Below are 26,420 nucleotides of genomic sequence, written 5' to 3' on the forward strand. Positions count from 1 at the left end.
TACCTGGTAGTGGGAATTGTCCGTCCAGCAACTTGGGTTGTTGCTGATGCACCCTTGCCCGGCATGCACCCCTGGAGGAGCCTTGGTCGAACCGGACTTTTGGGCCACGAGCGCCCAGACTATGCCCGTCTTGGCCCTCGCGATCGTTGTTGAGGCGCGAGCGATCGCATCTAAGTGGAAGCCAGGCGAACAACGACTGATCAAGAGTATCCAAGGGGCATTCTGGGCTACCCCCCTCACGATTTACGCATTCGCTATCCCTAATTGCTTCGTAGCGCTAGCCGGCGGCAAAGTGTCGGCCTACTGGACAACGGTCATACCGATCGCCATCTCCGTCGGCGTCACCTCCCTGGTACTCAATCCCGCACTGGAATTGCTAATCCGGTCCAACGCTAGGATCGCCGCCTACATCATTTACTTTTCGAACAGACCAAAATCGAACTTCAAGATCCTCAAGCTACGCATGAGAAACCGACGGTTGAGGAAAACTCTTCACAAATCTCATCACCATTTGGACTGGTCAGAGGTAAGCCTGAGGTCCCTTCGGTGGAAGTTCGATCAGTTGGATGCGGCCCGTCTCGCTGAGGGTCGCGACGTATATGCCAAGCTGTCCAACGAGATTGATGGCATCGCGGCCCGAAGACTCAAGCTGCTACAAACGCAAGCGGAGCTAGAGGCCGAAAGCAGCGAGATTGAGAGGGAATATCTAGAGATACGAGAAGAGCACCTGCAAAAATTGGAAGCCGCCTTAGCGGGGACCAGACAGCCAGCGTCGGCCTCAAGTCAAACGATCTCGGTGGAAAGCATGGAGACAAAGCCCTGACGCCGCGTCGCACCCTTGCCATCCCGCCTGCCGTCGACCCGCCCTCCTGGGGAGCGGGCCACCGCCCGGCCCGCCACGTCAAGCGGACCTTGACGGCTCGTACGGACGCTGGCGGGTCGGGCGGTGGTCTGCTCGGCTCGCCCGGGTCGATGGCAGGCGGGATGGCTCCCCACCGCAACCACCCACAGACCGCAAGCCGCCGACGCAGTCCCGGCCATCCTGGAGCCGGAGCGCCCCCGCCGGAGGCGCAGTAACCGCAACCCCGCAACCCCGCCAGCTCGCCGACGCGGCCGGCGTGCGCTCCCCTGCGCCGCGCAGGCTCGTGGCCGCGCGGCCCGGCCGGCTGCCGGCCCACCACCACCCGGTCAACCCTGCTGTCGTGCTGCGGCGGCCCCTCCGGGCTCCCGCTCTCCGCGCCAGCCGCCGGGCGTGTTGCGTGGCCGGAGTCGGAGCGCCAGCGCAGCGACGGACGCGCGCCCAGGCGGCGGCGCGTGCGGCCCGTTCAGGGCCGCCTTGATAGACGTACAGAAAGTCCTCCCACACCGGCCGGCAGCCGGCGTCAGTTGCTGCGGATCTCACCGAGGTAGCGGGCGTGGGTTGCCCGCGGCTACTCCGATTGGGGCAGGTAGCCCACCTGCGGTGCCCCGGCCACTGAGCGGACGTGGTATCCCCACCGGCGTAAGACCTGCGCGATCTTGGCGGCACCAGCAGGATTTGCCGAGTGGACATACACCACGCCGATGTCGAACGGCTGCCCCTCGAACGCAGCCAGCTCCAGCACCTCCACTACGGGCCAGATCGTGTCATCCCCGCCGAGGTCGTGATCAAGCCACAGCTCTTCCAACCGGTCTCTGCGGTGACCCTCCAGGGCCTCGATGCCGGCCGCGCTGGTGCGGACTATTTGCGCCACCCGACCATCAACGAAAGACCGGAGGTCGTCAACCAGTAAGACACGGGGCTTCTCAGCGTTCACGAAGTCATTCTTTGCCGCGAAACCTTCCTACCACCATTGCGTTTGATGCCCGAGTCATCATCGGATCACGATGGGTTGACGTGTGGGTACCCGGTGCTACTCTGACCCTCGTCGAGCACGCCAGCGCGGCCTTCCCGCCGGATCGCTGAACTCGACTTCGGAGTTGCCGAGCGGCCTTCCTGCCGCTGATGCGGGTCACGTCCCGCCGGCCCTCGATCGCACCGGCCGCCGCGCTGGCCCGGAATCCGCTGAACGGCCCAGCATGGCCTGTCCCGCCGTCCACGATGGCCCTCGGATTCGCGCACCTCGACGGGTGGGATTTGCCTGCGGCAACCCACCGGAAGCCGACGACCAGGCACCCCACCCGTCCCGGCATCACCCGCGGTCCAGCAACCGGAAGAACCCAGCTCAGCGGCGGTCCGAGGCCGATGGCCTGTGCCCGCCCTCCGGCGTGAGCCGCCCTCTCCGGCGGTGCCAGGAGACACCACGAACACCACCGACGGACACCGTCCGGCGTCCGGTGGCAGTTCGTCGCCCGTCCCTGCCACCCGCCTTGAGGAGAACCCGTGTTCACCCTGCCCACCCTCGCCGCCGGCCGTGACGCCCAGGCCCTGCACCGCGCCGCCGCCCCGGACTTCTTCGGCTGGCTGGAGCACACCCGCGCCGCCGGAGGCTGCGCCCGCCCGATCCGCCTGACCGGCACCCTCACCGCCGTCGAGACTGCCACCGGCCGCGTCGTGGAACAGCGGCACACCGACGAGCTGCCCGACCGGACGCTGTATAAGGCGTGCGGCAACCGGCGTGCCGCCCAGTGCCCCGACTGCGCCTGGGTCTACGCCGGTGACGCCTTCCAGGTGGTCCGCTGCGGCCTGACCGGCGGCAAGACCGTCCCCACCACCGTCACCGCGCATCCGGTCGTCTTCGCCACCTTCACCGCCCCGTCCTTCGGCCCGGTCCACCACCGGCACATCGCCCGCCATACCTGCGCTGACCGGCGGCGCTGCGACTGCCGGCCGGCACCCTGCCACGCCCGCCGTACCGCCGGCAACTGCCCGCACGGGCAGCCCGCGGCGTGCTTCACCCGCCACAACCCCGACGATCCGCAGCTCGGGCGGCCGCTGTGCCTGGACTGCTACGACCACGACCACCACGCCGTGTGGAACACCTTCTCTGGGGAACTGTGGCGGCGCACCAAACAGGCCATCGAACGCCACCTCACCGCCCTGTGCCGCCGACGCGGCATCCCCCACGTCCAGGTCACCACCGACTCCGGCCGGGTGCGGCGGGTGCCGCCGGTGCGGGTGTCCCACGGCAAGGTCGCCGAGATGCAGCGTCGGGGCGCGGTGCACTTCCACGTCCTGCTGCGCCTCGACGGTGTCGACCCCGACGACCGGCACGCCCTGGTGCCGCCGCCGGCCGGCATCACCGTCGAGGACCTCGACGCCGCCGTCCACGCCGCCGCCCGGCAGATCACCGTCACCACCCCGCCGCACCCCGACCGACCGCCCGGCTGGCAGGTCGCCTGGGGTGAGCAGGTCGACGTACGCCGCATCGGCGCCAGCGACGGCGACGTGACCGACGCCAGGGTGGCCGCCTACCTCGCCAAGTACGCCACCAAGTCCACCGAGGTCACCGGCCACTGCTCCACCCGACTCACCCTGGACACCGTCGACGCCTACGCCGACCCGGAAGGCGACCACCTGGCCCGGCTCATCGACGCCTGCTGGCGACTCGGCCGCCCCACCCACCACCACACCACCCGTACCGCCGTCCCGGCCGGCGAGCGTCAAGGCGACCTTGACAGCAAACCGAACGCCTACGCCGGGCTGCGCCGCTGGGCGCACATGCTCGGCTACGGCGGTCACTTCCTCACCAAGGCCCGCCGCTACTCGGTCACCTTCGGCCAACTCCGCGACGCCCGCGCCACCTACCGCCGCGCGGAGCACGGCGACACCGTCAGCTCGATCACCGTCGGCACGCTGGCCTTCGTCGGCTCCGGCTGGCTGAGCGACGGGGACGCCCTGCTCGCCAACACCTCCGCCGCCCAACGCCGGGAACGCCAACGCATCGGCCGCGACGAACTCGCCCACGAGGCGTGGTCGGGGGTGGCGGCATGACCCAGCACCTCACCCCGCGCTGGTACTCGCCCGCCGAGGTCGCCGTCCTGCTCGGCTTCGGCTTGTCCAAGGTCAAGATGAAGATCGCCACCGGCGAACTGCGCTCCATCAAGGACGGCAAGTACCGCCGCATCCTCCCCGAGTGGGTCGACGAGTACGTCCGTGACCAGGTCGAACGGCAGGAGGCCGCCTGATGCCCGGACGCGCACGCGCCAACGGCGAAGGCTCGATCTTCCCGTACCGCAACGGCTTCGCCGCATACGTCTGGGTCACCAAACCCGACGGCAAACGCACCCGCAAGTACGTCTACGGCCCCACCCGCGACGCCGTCCACGACAAGTGGATCAAACTGCACCAACAGGCCAAGGCCGGACCGGTCTCCACCCGCGTGCCGACCCTCGGCGACTACCTCACCTACTGGCACCGGGAGATCGTGCGCCCCAACCTCGCGCCGCTGACCTGCGCCACGTACGAGACCATCCTTCGGCTGTACGTGATCCCCGGCCTCGGTTGGAAGCGGCTCGACCGGCTCCAGGTGCGCGACGTGCAGACCTGGATCAACGAGGTGGCCCGCACCTGTCAGTGCTGCGCCCAGGGCAAGGATGCCCGCCGCCCAGAGGGGAAGCGACGATGCTGCGCACTCGGTCGGTGCTGCGGTGACACGCCGTCCTCCCGCACGGTCAAGGACATCCGGGGTGTGCTGCGCTCGGCGCTCAACCACGCCGCGACCGAGGAACTGGTCACCCGCAACGCCGCCGCCCTGGTCAAGCTCCCACCGGTCCGTCGCCGCCGGGGCCGGGCGTGGACCAGTGACGAGGCGCGTCGGTTCCTGGAGTCCGCGCGGGCCGACCGCGACCCGTTGCATGCCGCGTACGTGCTGATCCTGGTGCTCGGCCTGCGCAAGGGTGAGGTGCTCGGCCTCACCGGGGACGCCGTGGACCTGGCGGCGGGGGAGTTGTCGATCGGCTGGCAGTTGCAGCGGGTCGGCGGCCAACTGCTGCACCGGGAGACCAAGACGCAGACCTCGGACGCCACGCTCCCGCTGCCGGACATCTGCGCGGCGGCACTCGACCTCCGCCAGAGCGCGAGGAAGGCCGATCGCGACGAGGCGGGTATCGCCTGGCAGGGCTCGCCACTGTTGTTCACCACCCGCTACGGGACCCCCATCGAGCCGCGCAACTTCAACCGGTCCTGGGACGCCCGCTGTGTCCGGGCGGGAGTTCGGAAGATCACCGTGCACGACGCCCGGCGTACCTGCGCGACCCTGCTCGTCGACCTGGACGTGCATCCGCGCGTCATCATGCAGGTGCTCCGGCACGCCGAGGTGTCGGTGACGATGGAGATCTATTCGCAGGCGTCCTCGGACGCCACCCGCGACGCGCTCAAGCGCCTGGGCGAGAGCCTGCGCTGACTGCTGCTGTACTCCATTGCTGTACAGAAGCACTAGAGGGCACATCCATCGATCGGATGTGCCCTCTGACCTCTGTCGGGGTGGCCGGATTCGAACCGACGACCTCTTCGTCCCGAACGAAGCGCGCTACCAAGCTGCGCCACACCCCGAGGCGTGCCGACAAATAGTAGCCCACCCCGGTCGGGGGTCCAACTCGGTACCCCCACCACCGTTACGGCCCTCCAGACCCTCGCGGAAGCCGCCTTGCCGGGGTGCGGTGGCTGATGTCGTAGACGATTCAGCTCGAAAGGGCGGACACACCCGTGCCAGGGCGTCGGAGCGGATCCGGTGCCGCACGTGCCCCACGTCACCCCGCCCGGATCGCCCGCCCGGCCGCCGGGCCGTGGGTGGCGGCCCGGCGGATCGCGGGCGTACGGGTCAGCGGGGGATGAGGGTGAGCACGCTCGCCTCCGGGGGGCAGGCGAACCGGACCGGCGCGGTCGGGTGGGTGCCGAGCCCGGCGGAGACGTGCAGCCAGGAGTCGGATCCGGGCCAGCGGTGCAGGCCGCGGGCCATGGAGCGGGGCAGGCCGCAGTTGGTGACCAGCGCACCGACCCCCGGTACGCAGACCTGACCGCCGTGGGTGTGCCCGGCGAGCAGCAGCCCGAAGCCGTCGGCGGCCATCCGGTCGAGGATGGCCGGCTCGGGGGAGTGGGTGAGCGCGATCGACAGGTCGGCGGAGGGCGACACCGGCCCGGCCACGGAGTCGTAGTCGTCGCGTTCGACGTGCGGGTCGTCCACCCCGAGCAGCTCGACGACCCGGCCGCCGGCCTTGACGGTGGTGCGGGCGTTGTTCAGATCCGCCCAGCCCGCGCCGACGAAGACATCGCGCAGCTCCTCGTGCGGCAGCTCGACGCCCTCCGTGTACTCCCGGTCGGGCAGGAAGTAGGTGAACGGGTTCTTCCAGACCGGCCCGGTGTAGTCGTTGGAGCCGAAGACGAAGGCCCCGGGGAGGTCGAGCAGCGGCTGGAGGGCGCGCAGCACGCCGGGCACGGCGCCGGGGTGCGCCATGTTGTCTCCGGTGACCACGACCAGGTCGGGGTCGAGCGCGGCCAGCGACGCCACCCAGCGCTGCTTGCGCCCCTGGTCGGGCGTCATGTGCAGGTCCGACAGGTGCAGGATCCGCAGCGGCTCGGCGTCGGCCGGCAACACCGGCACGTCGTACCGCCGAAGGGTGAACATGTTGCGCTCGACGAGTGACGCGTACGCCAGGGTCGCCGCGCCGAGGGCGGCGGTCCCGGCCGCAAGCCGGAATAGTGTGCGCTTTCGCATGGCGTTCAGGGTAGTTTCACCGTCCATGAGCACGCTGAAGGACCGTCTGACCGCCGACATGCGCGCCGCTCTGAAGGCGCGCGACGAGCTGACCACCTCCACGCTGCGGATGGCGCTCGCCGCCGTCGGCACCGCCGAGGTCGCCGGCAAGGCCAAGCGCGAGCTCACCGACGACGAGGTGCTCGCGGTGCTGACCAAGGAGGCGAAGAAGCGCCGCGAGGCCGCCACCGCGTTCGGTGACGCCGGCCGCACCGAGCAGGCCGCGAAGGAGGTCGCCGAGGGCGAGGTGCTGGAGCGCTACCTGCCGAAGCAGCTTCCCGACGCCGAGCTGACCGAACTGGTCTCGGGGGCGCTCGCCGCGGGCGGCTTCACCGGTAAGGCGCAGATGGGCCCGGCCATGAAGGCGGCCCAGGCGGCGGTGGCCGGCCGGGCCGAGGGCGGCCGGGTCGCCGCCGAGGTACGCCGGCAGCTCGGCCTCTGACCGGGCCCCACCGAACCGCGTACGCGAAACGGGCGGGCACCCCACCAGGGGTGCCCGCCCGTCCGGATTTCTTCAGGCCGGCTCAGCCGCCAGGGCGTCCGGGCGGTCGGCCGGGGGTGTTCGGCGGGCCGCCCGGGCCATCCGGCGCGCCGCCACCGGCGCTGATCTGGATGGTTACCACGCCACCCTTGATGGTCCGGCCGTCGGGGCTGGTGCCGGCGGCCTTGCCCGCCGGGCAGCTCGACGGGACCTTGACGTCGGAGATGACCGCGTCGAAGCCCTCCGCCTCGACCCGGGACTTCGCCTGCTGCGGGTCCAGGCACTTCACGTCGGGGATCCGGCGCTGGTCGCCCTCGGAGATCTTCTTGCCCGGCGGCGTGAAGTTCTTCCGATCCTTGCCCTTCATCGCGTCGCGCAGCGTCTCGTAGACCGGCGGGTTGATGCCGTCGCGGGGGGCGTGCTTCATCTTGGCGTTGGTCTGCGGCCAGTCCGGGTCGGCCATGATGCCGGCCACCGCGTACTGCTTGGTCATGGCGACGAGGGAGGCGGTCTTCTCCGAGTCGGTGGTGCCGGACTTGCCGGCCACCGGGGCGTCGACGATGCCCCGGACGTTCGCGGCCGTACGGCTGCCGCCGCACCTGGTGGTGGAGGAGTTGTCGCCGACCGGGCAGCGGGCGGCGTCGACGGCGGCGCGGGCCACCTCGGGGCTGACCCGCTGCTCGCAGCGCGGGTTGGCGATGTCGAGCTTCTTGCCCTCCGGGTCCCTGATCTCCTGCACCGGGATGGGCTCGCAGTACTTTCCGTCCGCCGCCAGCGTGGCGTAGGCGTTGGCCAGCTCCAGCGGGGTGGTCTGGGAGACGCCGAGGGTGAAGGCGCCCCAGTCGTGCGCGGCCTCCTTCGTGCCGCTCAGCCGGAGGTCCTCGGTGGTGCGGAACTGGATGCCGAGCCGCTTGGCCACGTCGACCACGTTCTCCGCGCCGACCTGCTGCTGGAGCGGGACGAAGTAGGTGTTGATGGAGGAGGCGAAGGCGCTCCACATGTTCTGCACGCCGCCGGCCTTCTTGCCGGAGTTGGTCGGGCAGTACAGGTTGGTGCCCGGGCAGGCGGCAGGCCCGGGCTGGATCTTGTACTCAGACCGGAACTGCTGCGGCGCGTTGATCGTGTAGCCGAGCGGGATGCCCTTCTCCAGCGCGGCCACGATGGTGAAGATCTTGAAGGTGGAGCCGGCCTGGTAGCCCGTGAGGCCGTCGCCGCCGGTGAGCAGCGGGTTCACGGTGTTCGGGTAGTTGCCGAGCTTGCCCTTCTTACGCTGCTTGGGGTCGCTGTGCGGCTTGTTGACCGGCTTGTTCGGGTCGTCGAGCTTGAAGTTGCGGTTCACCGCCAGCGCCCGGACCTTGCCGCTGCCCGGCTCGACCACCGCCACCATGGCGGCTTCCTTGGCGGACTCCTTCTTGGCCTTGCGGACGGCCTTGTCGGCGCCCCGCTGGGCCTGCGGGTCGAGCGTGGTGATGACGGTGTAGCCGCCGCTCTTGAGCCGCCGCTCCCGGTCGTACGAGGTCGAGCCGAACGTCTCCTGCTGCATCCACCAGCGGTAGAAGTAGTCGCAGAAGAAGCCCCAGCCCTTCTCGTTGGCCGAGACGCAGCCGTTGGGCGCCCGCTTGCCGGTGACCTTGAGCTCGACGGCCTTCGCCGCGTCCGCCTCCTGGCGGGTGATGGCGCCGGTCTCGACCATGTTCTCGATGACGTAGTCGCGCCGGTCGACCGCCGCCTTGTAGCCGCTCCTGGTGGTCGGGTCGTTGGTGCTGGGCGCCTTCACCATGCCGGCGAGCATGGCCGCTTCCTCGATCTTGAGCTTGCTCGGCGGCTTGTTGAAGTAGACCTGGCTGGCGGCGTAGATGCCGTACGCGCCGTTGCCGAACGCGGCGATGTTCAGGTAGCGCTCCAGGATCTCGTCCTTGGAGAGCTCCTTGTCGATCTGGATGGCGTAGCGCATCTCGCGCAGCTTGCGGGCGCTGGTGTCCTCGGTGGCCGCGACCACGTCCGCCGGGTGGCTCGCCGAGTAGGCGATGGCGAGCCGGACGTACTGCATGGTCAGCGTCGAGGCGCCCTGCTGGCTGGACGCGTTGGACTGGTTGTTGACGAAGGCCCGGGCGATGCCGTTGAGGTCCACGCCGTTGTGCTTGTAGAAGTCGTGGTCCTCGGCGGCGACGATCGCCTTCTGCATGATCGGCGCGATGTCCTTGAGCTTGACGTCGCGACGGTTCTCGTCGTACATCGTCGCCAGTGGCGTCTTGCCGTCGGAGGCGTACAGGTGGCTGATCTGTGGCGCGCGCGCCACGGTCAGCTCCTTGGGCAGTGCGCCGAAGGTCTCTGCGCCGGCCTTCGCGGCCAGCCCGGACATCGCCACTGCGGGGAAGGCCGCCGCCGCGACCACCACGCCGGCCAGCAGGCCACATATGAGTAGCGATGCGGCGTTGGTCAGCACATTGTGGTCACGTTTCCGCATCCAGGTCACCTCGACAGGGTACGCGAGTAGGGAACGAGGGGCGCTGGGGCGTTCTTTCCCCATTTCCTGCGCGCGCCGACCTCGTTGTGCTAAACGCATGACCCCCGGTGCGTGGTTGCGTGAATCCGGCGTCGAGTCTTCCTCCTTCGGGAGGGGCCCGCAGCGTTTTCACGGACTTCGGCGGGGTAACCGGCGGCTGCGAAGCCCGGGAAGCCGGGAGTGTCCGGAATGATGGATTTCGCCGACAACGTTGCGTAATCAGGCGACTACAGAGCATGATGGGGGCGGCGACAGCGCCACATGTCGTCCGTGCCGCCTTGGGGAAGGCAGGCAGGGCGATCGGGGGGAATGCCGGCTGGTCCGCGACGGGGTCGGTAGGTACTGCAAGGGGGGACGTGTACAGATGGGCATGATCACTGACTGGCCGTCGCTGGCGGCATGTCAGAACGGGGACCCGGACGCATTGTTCGTACAGGGCGCCGAACAGAACGTGGCGAAGCGCATCTGCCGGAGCTGCCCGGTCCGGTACGAATGCCTGGCCGACGCGCTGGACAACCGGATCGAATTCGGCGTGTGGGGTGGCATGACCGAACGCGAACGTCGCGCGCTGTTGCGCCGTCACCCCCAGGTGGCGAGCTGGCGCAAGATGTTCGAGGCGGCGATGAAGAAGAACGCCAAGGACAAGGCAGGCAAGGACAAGATCCTCGTCACCACGGCCGGCTGAGCACCGTCACGGCCGGCTGATCGCCGCGCCGATCGTCCGCAGCCCGTCGACGTCGTGTACGTCGGCGGGCTGCGCGGCCACCGACACCGCGGGCACCTCCGGGAACGCCTCGGTGAACCGGGCCGCCACCTGCCGCTCGCGTACCGCCTGCTGAGCCAGGGTGGCGTGGGCCCGCAGCACGTCGACGGTGCCCTCGTGCCCACCGAGGCCGGCCAGCCGCTCCGCGGCGGCCAGGCTCTCCGCCACGTCGAGGCCCGGCACCGCCGGCCGGTGCACCCGGTTGAGTACCAGGCCCGCCAGCGGCATCTTCTCCTCGCGCAGCCGGCCCGCGAAGTAGGCGGCCTCCCGGACCGCGTCCGACTCGGGCGCCGCGACCAGCAGGAACGCCGTCTCCCGGGCCTGCAGGATGCGGTACGTCTGCTCGGCCCGCTGCCGGAAGCCGCCGAACATCGAATCGAGCGCGGCGACGAAACCGGACAGATCCGTCAGCAACTGGGCCCCGAGCACCTTCTGCACGATCTTGGAGAACATCCCGAACGAGGCCGTGACCAGGCTGAACATGCTCCGCCCGCCGGTACGCGCCGGGGCCAGCAGCAGCCGCAGCATCCGCCCGTCGAGGAAGCGGGACAGGCGGGCCGGGGCGTCCAGGAAGTCCAGCGCCGAGCGGGACGGCGGAGTGTCCACCACGATCAGGTCCCACTCGCCCCGGGCGTGCAACTGGCCCAGCTTCTCCATCGCCATGTATTCCTGCGTGCCGGCGAAGGTCGAACTCATGGCCTGGTAGAAGGGGTTGGCGAAGATTTCCGCCGCCTTCGCCGGATCGGTGTGCTGGAGCACCACGTCGTCGAAGGTGCGCTTCATGTCGAGCATCATGGCGTGCAGCTCGCCGCCGCTGACCTCGACGTCGATCCCCTTGACCTGGCGGGGGGTGTTGTCCAGCTCGGTCAGCCCGAGCGACTGGGCCAGCCGGCGGGCCGGGTCGATGGTGAGCACCACCGTGCGCCGGCCGTGCTGCTCGGCGGCCCGCAGCGCGAGCGCGGCGGCCGTTGTCGTCTTTCCCACCCCGCCGGCCCCGCAGCACACCACGATCCGGACGCCCGGATCGGCGAGGATCTGGTCGACGTCCAGCTGCGGCGCCGCGTCTTCGGAAGGCACCAATCGAGCGTATCGGGCCGGGTCGGTCGGCGCGCCCGGGCCGGCGGCAGGTGTGAGTCAATCCGCCCGGAGGAGAGTCGCGGCGAGCCGGTCCAGGCCGGCCCGGTCCACCCCGTCGGGCAGCAACGGCAGCTCGGTCATCGGCAGCCCCAGCTCCACCAGGTCGGTCCGGAGCGAATCCTCCAGCTCGCGGCGGATGGCCTGGTCGCGCGCCTCGGTGGCCAGCCCGGCGACGGTGTCCCGGTCGGTCGGCAGCCCGGCGGCGCGCAGCCCCCGCTCCAACTCGGCGGCGGTCACCACCCGGCCCGCGGGCACCGGCGGCCGGGCGCCGTTGACGATCACGCGCCCCACGGGGAAACCGAGCTGGGTCAGCTCGGCGATCGCGTCGACGGTCTCCTGGACCGGCATCTCCTCGAGCAGGGTGACGACGTGCACGGCGGTGATCGGGGAGCGCAGTAGCGCGGCGACCCCCTCGCTCTGGGTCTTGATCGGGCCGACCTTGGCCAGCCGGGCCGTCTCGGCGGTGACGTTCAGGAACCGGCCGATCCGCCCGGTGGGCGGCGCGTCCAGCACCACCGCGTCGTACGCGCGCCGCTGGCCGTTGGTGCGGGTGGTCGCCTCCTTCACCTTGCCGGTGAGCAGGACGTCCCGCAGCCCCGGGGCGATGGTGGTGGCGAAGTCGATCGCCCCGAGCTTGCGCAGCGCCCGGCCGGCCGCACCGAGCTTGTAGAACATGTCGAGGTACTCCAGCAGGGCCTCCTCGGCATCCACCGCGAGGGCCCGCACCTCCCCGCCGCCCGGCGCGTCGGTCAGGTGCCGCTCCTCGTACGGCAGCGGATCGGCGCCGAAGAGCTGGGCGATGCCCTGCCGTCCCTCGACCTCGACCAGCAGCGTGCGCCGGCCGCCGGTGGCCAGCGCCAGCGCCAGGGCCGCCGCGACGCTGGTCTTGCCGGTGCCGCCCTTGCCGGTCACGACGTGGAGGCGGGCCGGCCACTCCGTAGCGGCCGGGTCGGCCGGCGACTCTGCTGCTCGCACCCGTCGAGCCTATCCAGGTCGTGGGATCAGGCGACCTCGCAGACCCGCCAACCTGTCTGCTGCACCACGGTGAACCGCAGGTCCTGGCCGGCCACCTTCTCGTCGGCGAGGGGAGGGGTAGCGGCCGGTATGCCGCTCCGGGGCGGCGAACGCCGTCAGGTTCCTTACCGGCACTGTGTCGCATATGTGACTCCATGTGACCGAACGTGCGCGTCCTGCTGGCGGGACTGTCGCCACCCACCTAGGTTCTCAGCGGTGCGGGGAACGGGTCGGGCGGCGGGTCCGGCCCTCATTCGATGACGTGACCAGGTACGACGTCCGGAGGCAAGGAATGCGCGACGTGGACAACATCCATCGAGCCCACTTCCCGGCGGGCGACCGGGCGCGGCGGCCCGGATCCGGCTCCGCGCGTGAGGCCGAGGACGGCGGTGGCCTGCCCATGAACGAACGGTCGTACCGGCGGCTCGCCGAACCCGTCGAGGTGCTGCGCCCGGCGGGCCGGGACGAGGAGGAGCCCGGGTACGTCATCCACCTGCCGATCCGGGTCACCGATCTCCGGGCGGCCACCGCGTTGGCCGGCACGGTCGCCACCTCGCTGGGCTTCCTGATCGAGCTGGACGCCGGCGAGACCACCGTGTCCAGCACGGACGACCAGAACAACCGGCACCGGGTCTTCTGCGACCTGCTGCTGCCGGACCGCTCCCGCTGCCCCCAGCCGTACGAGCACGGCGGGCCCTGCGGGGAGCTGCCGGCACCTCCGGAGCAGCGTCCCGCGCCCCGCCCGTCCGCCGGACCGTAGGCTGTGCCTCGAGAAGTCGAACTCCGTCCGAGGGAGCCCTCCACCAATGCAGAAGTGGGAATACGCCACGGTCCCGCTGCTGGTCCACGCGACCAAGCAGATCCTCGACAACTGGGGTGAGGACGGGTGGGAACTCGTCTCCGTGGTTCCTGGTCCCAACCCGGAGCAGCTCGTCGCCTACCTGAAGCGGCCGAAGGCATGAGTGAGCGGAGCGAGCGAGTCATTCTGCTCGGCGTGTCGGTGTCTCATGGCGCCGCGGAGCGCAGCGAGGTGGCGGCATGAGCAACGGACCCCACGCGAAGCTCGCCGAACTCGGGCACACGCTGCCCGAGGTGGTCCCGCCGGTGGCCAGCTACGTGCCGGCCGTCCAGTCCGGGCAGCACGTCTACGTCTCCGGGCAGCTGCCGATGGTCGGGGGGAAGCTGCTCGCCACCGGCAAGGTCGGTGCCGGTGTCTCCGCCGAGCAGGCCAAGGACCTCGCCCAGCGGTGTGCCCTCAACGCGCTGGCCGCGATCGACGCGCTGGTCGGCCTGGAGAACGTCGTCAAGATCGTGAAGCTGACCGGCTTCGTCGCCGCAGCCCCCGGCTTCACCGCCGTGCCCGGCGTGATCAACGGCGCCTCCGACCTGTTCGGCGCGGTCTTCGGCGAGGCCGGCCGCCACGCACGCAGCGCCGTGGGCGTGGCCGAGCTGCCCCTGGACGCCCCGGTAGAGGTAGAGGTCATCGTCGAGGTCTCCTGACCGCCCCCTTTCCCCCGCGATCTTGCACTTTGCGCCCCGGCAAAAGCCGTGAAGTGGGACGTATCAAGGGCCGGAACTGCAAGATCGCGGGGAGTGGCGGGCGGGGCCGTACGATCGCAGCCATGACGGGGCACTTCACCGCGCCGGCGGCGGCGCTTGCCGGCGAGCTGCCGGGTTGGGTTGCGCTGCTGCTCGCTCCCAATCCGGGGCCCATGACGCTCGACGGCACCAACACGTGGGTGCTGCGCGCCCCCGGTCAGGAGCACGCCGTCGTCGTCGACCCCGGGCCGGCCGACGAGGAGCACCTGGCGGCGATCGCCGCGCGGGGGCCGATCGGCCTGGTGCTGATCACCCACGGCCACCCCGACCACACCGACGGCTCGCGCCGCCTGCACGAACTGCTCGACGGGGTGCCCGTACGCGCCGCCGACCCGGCGCACACGATCGCCGGGGAGCCGCTGGCCGGGCCGGGGGAGGAACTCGGCGGCCACGGGCTGAGCGTCCGGCTCGTGCCGACCCCCGGGCACACCGGCGACTCGGTCTGCTTCCTGGTCGAGCACGGCGACGAGCGGGTCGTCCTCACCGGCGACACCATCCTGGGCCGGGGGACCACCGTGGTCGCCCACCCGGACGGGCACCTCGGGGACTATCTGGCCAGCCTGGAGCTGCTCTCCACGTACCGCGGGATCCCAGCGCTGCCGGGGCACGGCCCGGCGCTGGCCGACTGCGCCGCCGCTGCCGACTTCTACCTCGCCCACCGCCGGGCCCGGCTCGACCAGGTCCGGGCGGCGGTCGCCGGGGGCGCCAGCACCCCCGCGGAGGTGGTCGCGACCGTCTACGCGGACGTCGACCGGTCGCTGTGGTGGGCCGCCGAGTGGTCCGTCCGGGCTCAGCTGGAGCACCTGGGGCGGGAATCCGGCGGAGGTGCCGCGGGGTTGGAGCAAGCGTGACCTGCCCGGTGTGTGGAACCGTCGCCGTGCCCGGCGCGCGGTTCTGCCACAACTGCGGCGCCGCGCTGCCGGCCGCCGCGACGCTGCCCGCGGCCGAACGCCGCGTGGTGACGGTGCTCTTCGGCGACCTGTCCGACTTCACCTCCTGGTCGGAGGACCTCGACCCGGAACGGGTCGGCGCGGTCACCGACCGGGTGCTCGCCTCCCTGGCCGGCGCGGTGAAGACGTTCGGCGGGCACGTCGACAAGCTCACCGGCGACGGGATCATGGCGGTCTTCGGCGCGCCGGTGGCGCACGAGGACGACGCCGAACGGGCGGTCCGCGCGGCGCTGTCGATGCAGCGGGCGGTCCGCCGGGTGCTCGACGACGAGCGCGGCGGCGGCGCGCCGCTCGGCCTGCGGGTCGGGCTCAACACCGGCGACGTGATCGCCGGCATCCAGGCCGCGATCGAGTACACGGTCATCGGCGACACCGTGAACACCGCCGCCCGGCTGGCCGATGCCGCCGCCGTCGGCGCGGTCTACGCGGGGGCGCGGACCTCGGCCGCCACCCGACACGTGGCCTCCTGGCGCGCGTTGCGCCCGCTGCGGCTCAAGGGCAAGCGCGAGCCTGTCGAGGCGTACGAGCTGCTCGGTCTCCTGGACGCCCCGGGCACCCGGTCCGGCCTCGGCGACGAGGCCCCCTTCGTGGGCCGCGAGACGGAGATCGGTCGGGTCGCCGGCCGGCTCGCCGAGGTGATCGACCGCGCCGAGCCCCGGGTGCTGCTGATGACCGCCGAGGCCGGCATCGGCAAGTCCCGGTTCGCCGCCGAGGTGGAACGCCTCGCCGCCGGCTACGACGTCGGTGCCGGCCGGTACGCCGCGCACACCGGTGCCCGGGTGCTGTCGGTGCGCTGCGCCGCGTTCGGTGAGCGGCGCCGGCTCGCGCCCCTGGCCGACCTGGTCCGGGCGGCGGTCGGCCTGCCCAACGACGCCGCCACCGCGCTCACCCGCCCGGCCGTCGAGGAGCGCCTGCGCCGGCTCGGCCAGCGACTCAGCCGCTCCGGCGAACCGGCGGCGGTCGCCACCGACCAGCTGCTGGCCCTGCTCGGGTACGCCGAGCTGCCCGGCGGCGGCCCGGCCGACCAGGGCGAGTGGGGCACCGCCCAGCCGGCCGACGCCGACGCGGTGCCGAACGCGGTCGCGGACCTGCTCACGGGGCTCGCCGGGGAGGCGCCCCTGGTGGTCGTCGTCGACGACCTGCACGACGCCACCCCCGAGACCATCCAGGCGCTCGGCGTCACCCTGTCCCGGCTCGCCGGCCCGGTGCTGGTGCTGCTGCTCGGCCGGCCCGAGCTGGTGCGTACCGCCGGGGCGCTGACCCGGGTCGCGGACGCCGAGGTGCACGCGCTGCCGCCGCTGCGCGGCGCCGACGCGGCCCGGCTGCTCACCACCTACCTCAACGGCGGCCGGGTGCCGCAGGCCGACGCCGACCGGCTGCTCGCCACCGCCCAGGGCAACCCGTTCTACCTGGCCGAGCTGGTCACCCTGCTGATGGAGCGGGGCGCGCTGACCGCCGTCGCCGAGCGGAACGCCCCCAGCCCGGGGGGCTGGCGACTGGTGCCCGGCTCGCTCGGCAGCCGCCTGCTCTCCCGCGACCTGGCCGCGGTGCTCGCCGCGCGCATCGACGCACTGCCGGCCGAGGCCCGCTCGGTGCTGCGCGACGCGGCGGTCGTCGGCGACACGGTGCCGGACGGGGCGCTGGAGGCGCTGCGCGAGCAGCGGGCCGGCCGGGACGGCCGACCGGCGGCGGTGGTCGCCGTCGAGCTGGAGCGGGCCGTCGAGGAACTGCTGCAACGCCGGATGCTGCACCGCACCCGCACCGGGTACGCCTTCGCGACCCCGCTGATGCGGGAGGCCGCGTACGCCGGGGTGAGCAAGGCCGAGCTGGCCGAGCGGCACGCGGCGCTGGCCCGCTGGGCGGCAGCCGGTCCGTCGGCGGGGGCGGGCACGCCGGGCGGCTTCGCCGAGGCGGCCCGGGACGTCTTCGTGGCCCAGCACGTGGAACGGGCCGCCGCGCTGGCCGACGCGGTCGGGTTGCGGCCGGACGCCCCGGCGCGGACGGTCGTACCGTTGGGCGTCGCCGCGCTCGGCGGGGCCGCCCGGCGGTCGCTGCACGCGGGCGAGCCCGCACTGGCCGTCGAGTATGCCGAACGCGCCGCCGAACTGGCCCGCGACGGGGTGCCGGCGGCCGACCGGGTGGTGCACGCCCGGGCGCTGCTCCAGGTCGGTCGCCCCGCCGACGCCCTCGCCTCCGCCGAGAAGATCGCCGCCAACGCCGGCGACGAGTCCGCCGTCCGGACCAGCGCGTTGCTGCTCGCCGGGCAGGCCCACCAGACCATGGGGGACCAGGCCCGCGCGGTGGCCTGCTGGCAGGAGGCGTTGCAGGTGGCCACGGCCGGGGGGCTGCCGACGTTGCGCGCCTCGGCGATGCGCCGCCTCGGGATGGCCGACTTCATCGCCGGGCGGTTGGGGCAGGCCAGCAGCCGGCTCGCCGCGTCGTACCAGGTGAGCCTCCAGGCGCAGGACCGTCGGGGACAGGCGTGGTCGTTGCAGAACCTGGCCTGGGTGACCACGACCCGGGGCGACTTCGCCGGCACCGATGCCGTGCTCGGCCGGGCCGCCCGGCTCTTCGCCGAGCTGAAGGACCCGTACGGGCGGGCCTGGCTGCGCGGCACCACCGCCTTCGCCAGGCTGCTGGCCGGCCGGCTGCGGGAGGCGTGCCGGATGGCGCAGGTGTTCCTGCCGTTCGGCGAGCGGGTCGGCGAGGCGTGGGCGGTGGGCACGCTGCGCGCGGTCGAGGCGTTCGCCACCGCCGAGCTGGGCGAGCTGGCGGAGGCGGACCGGGGGGCCCGCCGGGCGTACCGGGAGTTCGCCGCCGCCTCCGACGACTGGGGGCGCGGGTTCGCGCTGGTCGTCCGGGGCGTCGTGGCGCGCGGGCTGGGCGAGCCGGGGCACGCCGCCGACCTGCTCACCGACGCGCTGTCGTACGCGGAACGGACGTCGCACCCGCTGCTCACCGGGATGGCCGGCACGCTGCGCGGGTTCGTGGCGCTGGACCTGGGCGACTACGACACGGCCGAGCGGGACGCCCGGTCGGTGCTGACCGCCGTCGAACCGCACAACCCGCAGGCGCCCGCCCAGGTGGCACCCCGGGTGCTCCTGGCCACCGCCCGCCTGGCCGCCGGCGACTCCGCGACCGCCGTCGGGCTGCTCGCCCCGGTGGCCACCGCCGCCGCCAACGTGCCCTCGCTGCTCTTCTCCCGCCGGCAGACCATGGCCCGGTACGCTTCCGCGCTGCTCGCCCACGGCCAGTGCGAGCAGGCGCTGGACTGGGCTCAGCGGGCCGTCACCGCCCCGGCGGAGGACGTACGCAGCCAGGTGGTCGCCGCGAGCGTGCTCGCCGAGGCGCTCGCGGCCTGCGGCCGGCCGGAGGAGGCGCTGGCCACTGCCGAGGAGGCGGTCCGGCTGGCGTACGCGACCGAGCAGCGCAGCGAGCGTGCCGCCGCCGACGCCCTGCGCGCCCGGCTCGACGCCCCCTAGTCCCGCTGCGGATCCGGGCACGGGGAAGGTCTGACGGTTCTGGGGATGCGGTGTGTCGGGGGTGGCCGATAGCGTGTCAGGTCCGAGGAGGCGGTCGGTCGTGCGACCGCGTCGGGTCTGGGGAGGCCGTGATGAGGTTGCCGCGTTCGGCCGCCGGGTGGACGATCGCGGTCTTCGGCGTGTTGGCCCTGCTCATGGGCGCGGTCGGGCTGGTCTGGCCGGAGGTGCTGCTGCGCCTGCTCGGCTTCGAGGTGCCGGAGACCCGCGCGGCCGGTGACCACACCGGCACCTTCCTGACGGCCTCCTCGATGGCCTCGTTCAACATGGGGGTCTACTACCTGCTCGCCACCGCCACCGAGTGGCGCCCGTTCTTCCGCTTCACCGTGGTGTTCCGGCTGGTCACGTTCACGGTGTTCAGCATCGCGGTGCTGGCCGACATCGCGCCCGGGCGGTTCTTCGGGGTGGCTGTCTGGGAGGGCCTCGGTGCGGTGGCGACCGCCGTCGGGCTCTGGTGGGACGACCGTCGCGCGGGTCCGGCAACGGTGGGCGGTGCAGGTGGTTCCGCCGCAGGTGCCGTCCCGGCCGCTGATGCGGTTCACTGAGCCGTCAGTCCGATTGGGTATTTTCAGAACTGTGACCGAGACCCCGCCCGGCGCCCTGCCGTTGCCCATTGTGCCCGGTCTGACCGATCTGCACGTGTTTGCCAGGGGAGGCTACGCGACGATCTACAAGGCGACCCAGATATCGGTGGGGCGCGAGGTCGCGGTCAAGGTGGAGAATCGCACGCTCGACAGTGAGCACGACCAGGCCCGCTTCCTGCGCGAGGCGCGGGCCGCCGGGCGGATGTCGTCCCACCCGCACGTGGTCGACCTCTTCGACGTCGGGGTCACGATCGACCAGCACCCCTACCTCATCATGGAACTCTGCGACGGCTCGTACGCCGAGCGGATGCGGACCTCGCCGCTCGGGCCGGCCGAGGCGCGCGACCTCGGGGTCAAGATCGCCGACGCGATAGCCCACTCGCACGCCGCCGGCGTGCTGCACCGCGACGTCAAGCCGGCGAACATCCTCCACTCGCACTTCAACCCTGCGGTGCTGGCCGACTTCGGGCTGGCCGTGGTGGCCGAGATGCGTGACGCCTCGGTCGCCCTGGAGGTGCTGACCCCCGCCTACGCGCCGCCGGAGATGTTCAACCACAGCCCGCCGTCGCCCGCCGTCGACGTCTACGCCCTCTGCGCCACCCTCTACGCGGTGATGCACGGCCGTCCGCCGCGCTGGCAGTCCGAGCGCAACCCCAGCCTGGTCACGGTGCTGGAGATGTTCCACCAGCCGGTTCCCGGCCTGCCCGGTGTGCCGGCCGAGATGATCGACGTGCTCCGGGTCGGGATGTCCAACGACCCCGGTGAGCGTCCCTCGGCCGTCGAGCTGCGCAGCCTGCTGGCCGGCCTGTCGCTCGACCCGGCCGGCTCCCCGGCGGGCGGCGCGGGCGTGCCGGGCGCCCCGGTCAGCGGTGGCTCCGGCCCCGTCGGCCCGTACGCGGTCGACCGCGTTTCCCAGCCCGCCCCGCGACCGCCGGTGGAGGATCTCCACCCCACGGTGCCCACGGTCGGCCAGCGGCGTCGGCGGCGTTGGTTCCTCGGCGGTGCCGGGATGGTCGCGCTGGCCGCCTCGGCCGGCGCCGGTGCCTGGCTGGGGGGCGCGGTGTCCACCCCGGGCCCGTCGCCGACGGCCGATGTGAGGGCGACGAGCGTGGTGGCGACGAGTGCGGTGCTGCCCGCCTGTGCCCTGACGACCGGGCTGCCCGCCGGTGCGGGCTGCGCCGACGAGCTGGAGTGCTTCGGGCCGATGGAGGTGCGCGGCACGCTGGCCCGCGCGGCCCGGGTGCCCTGCGAGGGCCAGCACACCTGGGAGAGCTACGCCGAGGGCAAGCTCCCCGACACCCTGGTCGGCGCCGACCACGACGAGGTCAGCTCGGACGTGGCGGTGCGGCGGGTCTGCAACGAGACCACCTTCCGGCTCACCAGTGGGATTCGCTTCTCGGACGGCTGGAACCTGGAGGTGCTGCCCCCGGCCGGGGCGGACACCGACCGGACGTACCGCTGCCTGGCCGGGCGCGGGCTCGACGCGCTCGCCTCACCCACCCTCACGGGCCGCTGAGCCGCCGCGTCCCCGGTGCCGCTCCCGCATGGCGCGGACCGCCTCCCGGTGGTCGAGCGACTCCAACGTGTCGGCGTCGATGCCGTACAGGCCCCCGGCCGGCTGCCCCGGTACGCCCGGCGTGACGGCCGGTTCCGTGTCCTCCTCCTGGCGGACCGCCGCCACCGACACCGCCGCGATCATCGTCGACAGGACGCAGAGTAGTGCCAGGGTCACGCCGACGAGATCCTGGCGCCGCCACACGATCAGCGTCACCAGCAGGGAGGCCGCAGCCAGCGCCGCGACGACCGCCTTCGCCCGCGCGTCGGGTCTCGGAATCCTCACCCGTACAGGATGTCCCTGCGAGGGCTGCTGTCAACCGGGGAGGCGCCGCCGGTGCGACGATTCCCGCAAAGATCTTGTTCTGGGTGAGGGATTGCGCACGGAGGAGTTAACAGCGTCGACCGTGAAATGTTCGTTACATCTGCCCGCCGGATTGTCGGATATACAGCCACTCGCGGGCCGGTATCCATGTGCCGCGATGCCTAGAGTGACGAAGGTCGAGCCAAGACTCGACCGTCCTGTCGCCCACCGGAAGGCGTCCACATGCCACGACGAAACCGGTCCCTAGCCGCCGCGGGAATCGCCGGCATCCTCCTCGTCGGCGCCGCGGTCACCCCAGCCGCCGCCGCACCGGCCCCCACCGGCGGGGACCGTCCGGTCACCTCCGACCGCACCAGCCCCCAGGAGGCCCGCCGGGTCGACCGGGTGCCCACGCCCGACCTGGACTGGTACGCCTGCCACGACTACGCCGAGTGCGCCACCGTCCGGCTGCCCAGGGACTACGACAAGCCGAACGGCCCGACGACCGAGGTCGCCGTGCTGCGGGTCAAAGCCCGCGACCAGCAGCGCAGGATCGGCAGCCTCTTCATCAACCCGGGTGGCCCCGGCGGCTCCGGCACCGGCGTCGCGCTCGCCGCGCCGTACTTCCTCGGTGACGAGGTGCTCGACCGCTTCGACATCGTCGGCGTGGACCCGCGTGGCGTCGCGGCGAGCGAGCAGGTCAGGTGCTTCCCGTCGGTCAAGGAACAGACCCGGGCGTACGCCGGGTTTAACGTGGCGTTCCCGTGGACGAAGGCCGAGGAGAAGGCGTACGTCGCCTCCTCGAAGGCCGTCGGCAGGGGCTGCTCCACCACGGGCAGGCCGCTCTCCGGCGCGATGTCGACCGCCGAGGTCGCCCGGGACATGGACGTGCTGCGCCGTGCCGTGGGCGACCGGAAGCTCACCTTCCTCGGCTTCAGCTACGGCAGCGTGCTCGGCCAGTACTACGCCAACATGTTCCCGGACCGGGTCCGCGCCCTGGCGATCGACGGCGTGCTGAGCCCCGACGAGTGGGTCGGTCGGGGCAGGGCGCGCAGCCTGCCCCAGGAAGAGCGGATGCGCAGCGCGCAGGGCGCGTACAAGGCGTTGCGGGAGATCCTGGTGCGGTGCGACAGGGCCGGCGTCCAGGCGTGCCCGCTGGCCGACGGTGACCCCGTCGCGTCGTTCGACCTGGTCGCGAAGCGGCTGCGGGCGAAGCCCGTGGTGATCGAGGACCCCGAACTCGGCCCGGTCACCATCACGTACGCCGACTTCATCGCCGGCAACCTCAGCGCGCTCTACGGCCCGACGGGCTACGCCCAGATCGTCGAGCTCACCGCCGCGCTGCTGGTGCTCACCGACCCGGCGTCGTCCCCGGCCGCACGTGGTCCGGCGTCGGCCGACGTTACCCGGCAGGCCGCCAAGGCCCGCGAGCAGGCCGAACGGTACGACTTCCCGTACGACAACGGGCTGGAGACGTTCCTCGGCGTGGACTGCACCGACGCGTACCACCCGAAGGACGCCGGCTCCTTCCCGGCGCTGGCCGCGAAGGCCGACAAGCGCGACCCGTACTTCGGTCGACTCTGGACCTGGCTCACCTCGCCCTGCGCCCGCAAGACGTGGACGGTGCGGGACTCCGACGCCTACACCGGGCCGTTCAACCGACGGACCAGCGCGCCGGTGCTGGTGGTCGGCAACTACTGGGACCCGGCGACCAACTACCGGGGCGCGGTGAGCTCGGCCCGGCTGCTGCCGAACAGCCGCCTGCTCAGCAGCGACAGCTGGGGGCACACGGCGTACGGGACGTCGGCCTGCGCAACCGGCGCGATCGACGCGTACCTGCTGCGGGGGGCGCTGCCGGCCAACGGCAAGGTCTGCGTCGGCGACGTCCAGCCGTTCGCCGAACTGCCGGGAGCGGCGGCGAGCCGGCGGGTGGAGGCGTCGAAGGGCGCGCTGGCCGCCCAGGGTGCTCCGGGCCGGGGTGAGCCGAAGCGGCTCCCGCCGGTGGTCGCTCCGCTGCCGGCGGTCGGCACGCTGACCGTCCGCTGAGGACCCGGGGTGCGGCGGGCGATCGGGCGCCCGCCGCACCCCGGCCGGCGTCAGTACGACTTTTCCTGGCCGAGGACGTGCTGGGCGACGAAGTTGAGGATCATCTCGCGGCTGACCGGGGCGATCCGGCCGGCGCGCACCGCGCCGAGCAGCGTGGCCACCCCGTACTCGGTGGTCATGCCGGCCCCGCCGAGCACCTGTACGGCGGTGTCGACGGCCAGCGCGGCGGCCTCCCCGGCGGCGTACTTCGCCATGTTGCTGGACACGCCGGCCTCCAGGTCGCGGCCCGCGTCGTAGAGGCTGGCCGCCTTGTGGATCATGAGGCGGGCCAGTTCGACCTGCACGGCAGCGTGCGCGAGCGGGTGGGCCACGCCCTGGTGGGAGCCGATGGTCCGGCCGCCCCAGACCTTGCGGGTGGCGGTGTACTCCGAGGCCCGCTCGATGGCGTACCGGCCGGTGCCGGCGCCCATGGCGGCGACCGTGATCCGCTCCGGGTTGAGCCCGGCGAAGAGCGCCGGCAGGCCCGCGTCCAGCGACTCGCCGACCAGCGCGTCGGCGGGCAGCCGCACGTCGTCGAGGTAGAGCAGGAACTGGTTCTCCGGGGACACGATCTCCATGTCCAGTTTGGAGCGGGTCAGCCCCGGCGCGTCGGTCGGCACCACGAACAGCGCCGGCTTGAGCCTGCCGGTGGAGGCGTCCTCGGTGCGGGCCACCACCAGCACGTACTGCGCCTCGTCGACGCCCGAGATGTAGCACTTGCGGCCGGAGAGCAGCCAGTCGTCGCCGTCGCGGCGGGCCACCGTGCCGAGCCGGTGGAAGTTCGAGCCGGCCTCCGGCTCGGTGATCGCGAAGACCACCTTCAACGAGCCGTCGGCGAAGCCGGGCAGGAAGCGCTTGCGCTGCTCCCCGGTGCCGTGCCGGGCGATCACCGTGGCCGCGATGGCCGGGGAGACCACCAGCAGCAGCAGTGGACAGCCGGCCGCCGCCAGCTCCTCGCAGACGATGGCCAGCTCGGTGATCCCGCCCCCGCCACCGCCGTACTCGGTGGGGACGTTGACCCCGAGGTAGCCCAGCCGGCCGGCCTCGTCCCACAGTTCCGTGGTGTGCTCGCCGGCCTTCGCCTTCGTGACGAAGTAGTCGTGGCCGTAGCGGCGGCCCAGGGCGCGTACGGCGTCGCGGAGCTGGTCCTGCTCGGGGGTCAGGTCGAAGTTCATCGGGGGGCCTCCAGGATCACTCGGGGTCGACCACGGCCAGCACGGCGCCCGTGTCGACCTGCCCGCCGGCCGGCACCGGCAGCTCGGCCACCACCCCGTCGGCCGGGGCGAGCACGGGATGTTCCAGCTTCATCGCTTCCAGCGTCAGCAGCAGGTCGCCGGCCGCCACCCGCTGGCCGACCTCGACGTGCACCCGGGTCACCGCGCCGGGCAGCGGCGCGACCAGCGACCCGGCCGCCAGTTCCGCGGTGGGCTCCGGGAAGCGCGGCAGCTCGACCAGGCTCGTCGCCCCGTCCGGGCCGTCCACGAAGACCTCCGACCCCGCCCGGTGTACGCGGTACGCCCGCCGCACCCCGTCGACGTCGAGCACCACCCGGTCGGGGGCGGCCTGCACCAGCGAGACCGTCGGCGCGTTGTCTGCTGGCTCGGCGGGGGCGGCGCCGTCGTGGCGGGTTGGCGGGGCGGTGGACCAGTGGGCGAGCGCGCCGACGCGGTCCAGCCGGTAGCGGACCTCGATGTCGCCGTCCGGCCCCGCATAGCGGGTGACCTGCGGGAAGGCGGGCACGTTGCGCCAGCCCGACGGGAGCCCGGCGAGCACCGGCGCGTCGGTCCGCCGGGTGGCGGCGGTGGCCAGCGCGGCGGCCAGGGCCACCAGGGGGAGTTGGTCAGCGGGCAGCAGCGGGGCGAAGACCTCCTCGTGCCGGTCGAGGAAGCCGGTGTCGATATCCACGGCGCCGAACTCCGGGCTGCGCAGCACCCGGACCAGCAGGTCCCGGTTGGTGGCCACGCCGTGCAGTTCGGCGCGGGCGAGCGCGCCGGCCAGCGCCCGGGTCGCCTCCGCGCGGGTCTCGCCCCAGGCGATCAGCTTGGCCAGCATCGAGTCGTAGTGCACGCCGACCGCCGAGCCGTCGACCACGCCCGAGTCGAGCCGCAGGCCCGGCCCGGCGAGCGGGCCGAACTCCGTCGCCACCCCCGGCACCGTGAACCGGTGCAGCGTCCCCGCCGCCGGCCGCCAGCCCCCGGCCGGGTCCTCGGCGCAGAGGCGTACCTCGACGGCGTGGCCCCGGGCCGGCGGGGCCGCCGCCAGCGGCAGCGGCTCGCCCTCGGCGACCAGCAGTTGCAGCCGGACCAGGTCCAGGCCGGTGACCGCCTCGGTGACCGGATGCTCGACCTGGAGCCGGGTGTTCATCTCCAGGAAGAAGAACTCGCCGGTCGGGGCGAGCAGGAACTCCACCGTGCCCGCGCCGACGTAGTCGACCGCCCGGCCGGCGGCGACGGCCGCCTCGTGCAGCCGTTCGCGCAACCGGGCCGGGACGACAGCCGGGGCCTCCTCGACGATCTTCTGATGCCGGCGCTGGATCGAGCACTCCCGTTCGCCCAGGGCGACCACCGTCCCGTGCGCGTCGCCGAAGATCTGCACCTCGACGTGCCGGCCGCGCTCGACGTACCGCTCGACGAAGACCGTGCCGTCGCCGAACGCCGCAGCCGCCTCGCGGCGGGCGGAGGCGACGGCCTCGGCCAGCGCGGCGGCGTCCCGGACGATCCGCATTCCGCGCCCGCCCCCGCCAGCGGACGCCTTGACCAGCACCGGGAAGTCGGTGATCTCGTCGGCGTCGGTCCAGGTGGGCAGCATCGGCACGCCCGCCTCGGCGAGCAGCGCCTTCGCCGCCACCTTGTCGCCCATCGCGGCGATCGCCTTCGCGGGTGGGCCGACCCAGGTCAGCCCCGCGTCGGTCACCGCCGCGGCGAACGCGGCGTTCTCGGCGAGGAAGCCGTAGCCGGGGTGGACCGTGTCCGCGCCGGCCTTGCGGGCCGCGTCCAGGACGAGATCGATCCGCAGGTACGTCTCGGCGGGAGTGTTCCCGGGCAGCCGGACGGCGTGGTCGGCCTCGGCTACGAACGGGGCGGCGGCGTCGGCGTCGGAGTGCACGGCCACCGTCTCGACGCCCAGCGCCCGGCAGGTGGCGAAGACCCGGCGGGCGATCTCGCCCCGGTTCGCCACGAGGAGTCGGGTGATCACGGGTCCTGCCTTTCGTTCGCGGCTGCGGGATTCCT

General features: G+C 72.5%; 22 protein-coding genes and 1 tRNA gene. 14 read left to right on the forward strand and 9 right to left on the reverse strand.

Annotated features, from left to right (window positions below; all coding sequences use genetic code 11):
- The first annotated feature begins 130 nt into the window (after nucleotides 1-130).
- Nucleotides 131-823, forward strand: coding sequence for a hypothetical protein (locus AB0D32_RS24405; protein ID WP_357094556.1), 693 nt, complete (start codon nucleotides 131-133; stop codon nucleotides 821-823).
- A gap of 607 nt (nucleotides 824-1,430) precedes the next feature.
- Here the strand turns inward: AB0D32_RS24405 and AB0D32_RS24410 are convergent.
- Nucleotides 1,431-1,796, reverse strand: a complete 366-nt coding sequence (locus AB0D32_RS24410; protein WP_357094559.1) for a cyclic-phosphate processing receiver domain-containing protein — start codon at nucleotides 1,794-1,796, stop codon at nucleotides 1,431-1,433.
- 575 nt (nucleotides 1,797-2,371) lie between these two features.
- On the opposite strand from AB0D32_RS24410, the gene AB0D32_RS24415 reads away from it, so the two are divergent.
- Genes AB0D32_RS24415 through AB0D32_RS24425 form a run of 3 tightly spaced genes read left to right on the forward strand, consistent with a single transcriptional unit; the run spans nucleotide 2,372 to nucleotide 5,324 of the window.
- Nucleotides 2,372-3,913 carry a replication initiator gene (locus AB0D32_RS24415; protein WP_357094788.1) on the forward strand — a complete coding sequence of 514 codons (1,542 nt, stop codon included), beginning with the start codon at nucleotides 2,372-2,374 and terminating at the stop codon, nucleotides 3,911-3,913.
- Nucleotides 3,910-4,107 carry an excisionase family DNA-binding protein gene (locus AB0D32_RS24420; RefSeq protein WP_357094562.1) on the forward strand — a complete coding sequence of 66 codons (198 nt, stop codon included), beginning with the start codon at nucleotides 3,910-3,912 and terminating at the stop codon, nucleotides 4,105-4,107. Before AB0D32_RS24415 ends, AB0D32_RS24420 begins: the two co-directional genes overlap by 4 nt.
- On the forward strand, nucleotides 4,107-5,324 hold the full coding sequence (locus AB0D32_RS24425; RefSeq protein WP_357094565.1) for a tyrosine-type recombinase/integrase: 1,218 nt from the start codon (nucleotides 4,107-4,109) through the stop codon (nucleotides 5,322-5,324). The genes AB0D32_RS24420 and AB0D32_RS24425 overlap by 1 nt, the downstream gene beginning before the upstream one ends.
- A gap of 75 nt (nucleotides 5,325-5,399) precedes the next feature.
- On the opposite strand, the gene AB0D32_RS24430 is transcribed toward AB0D32_RS24425, so the two are convergent.
- Both AB0D32_RS24430 and AB0D32_RS24435 read right to left on the reverse strand, forming a co-directional pair.
- Nucleotides 5,400-5,473 (reverse strand) — tRNA-Pro (locus tag AB0D32_RS24430).
- Nucleotides 5,474-5,741: 268 nt separating this feature from the next.
- Complete coding sequence (locus AB0D32_RS24435) at nucleotides 5,742-6,635, reverse strand: metallophosphoesterase (RefSeq protein ID WP_357094569.1); 894 nt, start codon at nucleotides 6,633-6,635, stop codon at nucleotides 5,742-5,744.
- Nucleotides 6,636-6,660: 25 nt separating this feature from the next.
- On the opposite strand from AB0D32_RS24435, the gene AB0D32_RS24440 reads away from it, so the two are divergent.
- Entirely contained in the window at nucleotides 6,661-7,116 is a 456-nt protein-coding gene (locus tag AB0D32_RS24440) for a GatB/YqeY domain-containing protein (protein ID WP_357094572.1), read from the forward strand.
- An 82-nt stretch (nucleotides 7,117-7,198) separates the two neighbouring features.
- Here the strand turns inward: AB0D32_RS24440 and AB0D32_RS24445 are convergent, their stop codons facing one another.
- Nucleotides 7,199-9,622, reverse strand: coding sequence for a transglycosylase domain-containing protein (locus AB0D32_RS24445; RefSeq protein ID WP_357094576.1), 2,424 nt, complete (start codon nucleotides 9,620-9,622; stop codon nucleotides 7,199-7,201).
- A 403-nt stretch (nucleotides 9,623-10,025) separates the two neighbouring features.
- Between AB0D32_RS24445 and AB0D32_RS24450 the strand changes: the two genes are divergently transcribed.
- Nucleotides 10,026-10,346, forward strand: coding sequence for a WhiB family transcriptional regulator (locus AB0D32_RS24450; protein ID WP_089003040.1), 321 nt, complete (start codon nucleotides 10,026-10,028; stop codon nucleotides 10,344-10,346).
- Between the two features lie 6 nt (nucleotides 10,347-10,352).
- On the opposite strand, the gene AB0D32_RS24455 is transcribed toward AB0D32_RS24450, so the two are convergent.
- Nucleotides 10,353-11,504 (reverse strand): ArsA-related P-loop ATPase, encoded by a 1,152-nt coding sequence (locus tag AB0D32_RS24455; RefSeq protein ID WP_357094580.1) that lies wholly within the window; start codon nucleotides 11,502-11,504, stop codon nucleotides 10,353-10,355.
- Nucleotides 11,505-11,558: 54 nt separating this feature from the next.
- Nucleotides 11,559-12,536, reverse strand: coding sequence for an ArsA-related P-loop ATPase (locus tag AB0D32_RS24460; protein ID WP_357094583.1), 978 nt, complete (start codon nucleotides 12,534-12,536; stop codon nucleotides 11,559-11,561).
- A gap of 331 nt (nucleotides 12,537-12,867) precedes the next feature.
- Here AB0D32_RS24460 and AB0D32_RS24465 point away from each other — a divergent pair, with 331 nt between their 5' ends.
- The 7 genes from AB0D32_RS24465 (at nucleotide 12,868) to AB0D32_RS24495 (ending at nucleotide 20,763) form a co-directional block, all read left to right on the forward strand.
- Nucleotides 12,868-13,335: a hypothetical protein gene (locus AB0D32_RS24465; protein ID WP_357094586.1), complete on the forward strand. Its 468-nt coding sequence runs from the start codon at nucleotides 12,868-12,870 to the stop codon at nucleotides 13,333-13,335.
- A 46-nt stretch (nucleotides 13,336-13,381) separates the two neighbouring features.
- Nucleotides 13,382-13,537, forward strand: coding sequence for a DUF4177 domain-containing protein (locus AB0D32_RS24470; protein ID WP_013736319.1), 156 nt, complete (start codon nucleotides 13,382-13,384; stop codon nucleotides 13,535-13,537).
- A 76-nt stretch (nucleotides 13,538-13,613) separates the two neighbouring features.
- Nucleotides 13,614-14,075, forward strand: a complete 462-nt coding sequence (locus AB0D32_RS24475) for a RidA family protein (protein WP_357094590.1) — start codon at nucleotides 13,614-13,616, stop codon at nucleotides 14,073-14,075.
- Nucleotides 14,076-14,197: 122 nt separating this feature from the next.
- Nucleotides 14,198-15,025, forward strand: coding sequence for an MBL fold metallo-hydrolase (locus AB0D32_RS24480; RefSeq protein ID WP_357094594.1), 828 nt, complete (start codon nucleotides 14,198-14,200; stop codon nucleotides 15,023-15,025).
- On the forward strand, nucleotides 15,022-18,606 hold the full coding sequence (locus AB0D32_RS24485) for an adenylate/guanylate cyclase domain-containing protein (protein ID WP_357094597.1): 3,585 nt from the start codon (nucleotides 15,022-15,024) through the stop codon (nucleotides 18,604-18,606). The genes AB0D32_RS24480 and AB0D32_RS24485 overlap by 4 nt, the downstream gene beginning before the upstream one ends.
- A gap of 131 nt (nucleotides 18,607-18,737) precedes the next feature.
- Nucleotides 18,738-19,208: a hypothetical protein gene (locus AB0D32_RS24490; RefSeq protein ID WP_357094600.1), complete on the forward strand. Its 471-nt coding sequence runs from the start codon at nucleotides 18,738-18,740 to the stop codon at nucleotides 19,206-19,208.
- A 31-nt stretch (nucleotides 19,209-19,239) separates the two neighbouring features.
- Nucleotides 19,240-20,763 (forward strand): serine/threonine-protein kinase, encoded by a 1,524-nt coding sequence (locus AB0D32_RS24495; RefSeq protein ID WP_357094603.1) that lies wholly within the window; start codon nucleotides 19,240-19,242, stop codon nucleotides 20,761-20,763.
- Here AB0D32_RS24495 and AB0D32_RS24500 read toward each other — a convergent pair.
- A complete protein-coding gene (locus AB0D32_RS24500; protein ID WP_357094607.1) occupies nucleotides 20,740-21,087 on the reverse strand; it encodes a hypothetical protein in 348 nt (115 codons plus the stop codon). The two genes, AB0D32_RS24495 and AB0D32_RS24500, sit on opposite strands and share 24 nt — an antisense overlap.
- 261 nt (nucleotides 21,088-21,348) lie before the next feature.
- Here AB0D32_RS24500 and AB0D32_RS24505 point away from each other — a divergent pair, with 261 nt between their 5' ends.
- On the forward strand, nucleotides 21,349-23,151 hold the full coding sequence (locus tag AB0D32_RS24505) for an alpha/beta hydrolase (RefSeq protein WP_357094610.1): 1,803 nt from the start codon (nucleotides 21,349-21,351) through the stop codon (nucleotides 23,149-23,151).
- 50 nt (nucleotides 23,152-23,201) lie between these two features.
- Here the strand turns inward: AB0D32_RS24505 and AB0D32_RS24510 are convergent, their stop codons facing one another.
- Nucleotides 23,202-24,365, reverse strand: a complete 1,164-nt coding sequence (locus AB0D32_RS24510) for an acyl-CoA dehydrogenase (RefSeq protein WP_357094613.1) — start codon at nucleotides 24,363-24,365, stop codon at nucleotides 23,202-23,204.
- A 16-nt stretch (nucleotides 24,366-24,381) separates the two neighbouring features.
- Nucleotides 24,382-26,385, reverse strand: a complete 2,004-nt coding sequence (locus AB0D32_RS24515; protein ID WP_357094616.1) for a biotin carboxylase N-terminal domain-containing protein — start codon at nucleotides 26,383-26,385, stop codon at nucleotides 24,382-24,384.
- Nucleotides 26,386-26,420 lie beyond the last annotated feature (35 nt).

This window comes from Micromonospora sp. NPDC048170 (assembly GCF_040652795.1).
In the GTDB taxonomy this organism is placed as follows: Bacteria; Actinomycetota; Actinomycetes; order Mycobacteriales; family Micromonosporaceae; genus Micromonospora.